The organism is Bacillus sp. P4_D3, from assembly GCF_056401855.1.
In genome coordinates this window covers 1-1,435 of the sequence record NZ_JBFUIN010000760.1, presented here as the reverse complement: position 1 = coordinate 1,435, position 1,435 = coordinate 1, and the positions used below count along the sequence as shown (strand labels likewise).

General features: G+C 37.9%; 4 protein-coding genes. 1 reads left to right on the top strand and 3 read right to left on the bottom strand.

Annotated elements, in window-relative coordinates; genetic code table 11:
• On the top strand, positions 1-178 hold a 178-nt coding region (locus tag AC1DTM_RS26405), incomplete at its 5' end, for a DUF2179 domain-containing protein (protein ID WP_477001276.1).
• Between the two features lie 25 nt (positions 179-203).
• On the opposite strand, the gene AC1DTM_RS26400 is transcribed toward AC1DTM_RS26405, so the two are convergent.
• From AC1DTM_RS26400 to AC1DTM_RS26390, 3 genes are all read right to left on the bottom strand, one after another.
• Complete coding sequence (locus AC1DTM_RS26400; protein ID WP_002011309.1) at positions 204-401, bottom strand: DUF3813 domain-containing protein; 198 nt, start codon at positions 399-401, stop codon at positions 204-206.
• Positions 401-541, bottom strand: coding sequence for a hypothetical protein (locus AC1DTM_RS26395; RefSeq protein WP_000516816.1), 141 nt, complete (start codon positions 539-541; stop codon positions 401-403). Before AC1DTM_RS26395 ends, AC1DTM_RS26400 begins: the two co-directional genes overlap by 1 nt.
• A 105-nt stretch (positions 542-646) precedes the next feature.
• The coding region (locus AC1DTM_RS26390) for a Cof-type HAD-IIB family hydrolase (RefSeq protein WP_477001275.1) at positions 647-1,435 on the bottom strand (789 nt) is incomplete at its 5' end.

Here is a 1,435-nt window from a genome sequence, read left to right as displayed (position 1 = left end):
GATTACAACTATACCAGCAACAGGTGCTTATACAAATGAAAATAAAGAAATGTTAATGATTGTTATTACTCGTTACGAGCTGTACGAATTAGAGAGGGTTATTAAACAAGTGGACCCAGGTGCATTTACAAATATACTGCAAACGGTCGGAGTGTTTGGGTTATTTCGAAAAGATTAAAGAGGACCAAAGCTGGTCCTCTTTTTTAATGCGAATTCGTAATGTTTTGCAATTGCTCCTGCATTTCACGTAGCTGAACTTTTTCAGCAGTTGAAGAGTTTGCATAAGCAGAGTGCAAAGAGTTTTTTGCTCTATAAACGAGTTCCTGTTGTTCAGCGCCACTTGAACAAGAAACGGCACTTGAAACAGCGTCTCTAGCTTGTTGGAATAGTAAGTTTCCCATTAAACCCCTCCAAACGAAGAGTTACTTCTCGCTTTTTCTGCCTCAGCTAATGTACCTCTGTACGGGAATCTTGCATCATGCTTCATAACAGCATCGGCTCCTTGCTGGATAAAACGTTTTGATTTGTTCTTTTTACCCATTCGAAAAACCCCCTTTATTTAGCTGAAAACAATTGACGCGCTGACTTTTGCGTCTAATAATAGTATGAGCGTTTGGCGAGAAACTATAAGCAGGGAATTTTTAGATTACAATCCAAGAACCTCTTCTAAATATAGAGCGATACCATCTTCTTCATTCGTTAATGTCGTATGATTTGYGAGTGATTTTAATTCAGGAATTGCATTACCCATTGCGATTCCATGACCAGCAAATTCGATCATTTCAAAGTCGTTATCCTCATCACCAAAAGCGATAATTCGCTCTTTAGGAATATTATAATGGCCTGAAATTTTTTGTAATCCGACAGCTTTATTTAATCCGCTTTTTACAATTTCAATAATTGGCCAAGGTGCACCCCATTTTCTATGGTCGATGACTTCAGCATGCATATCTGTTAAATGTTGGCGAATTGCAGCAGAATGCTCGTCATGTGCATCGATTAATAAGCAAGTTGGATGGTCGTTTAAAGTATTTAATAAATCTCCTGTGAAAATCTTAGGAGAACCGAATTCAAAAATATGTTTTTTATCTTCATCAATTTCACGGACATACACATCATCGATGACTTCAGCATAGACATTTTTCACGCCGAAATCAAAGCAAGCTCGGACGATTTCTTGCGCTGTTGAAAGTTCAAGAGGAGAGTGATGTGTTCCCCAACTTGAATCAAGAGGGTGATGCACGTAAGCTCCATTAAAGTTTACGATTGGTGTGTTAAGGGTAAGTTCTTTATAATAATCGTAACTAGCGCGGAATGGGCGCCCTGTTGAAATAACGACAATATGACCTTGTTCTTTTGCTTTTGCAATTGTTTTTTTCGTTCTTGGAGAAATTATTTTGTTGTCTGTTAATAAAGTTCCGTCTAAGTCTAATGC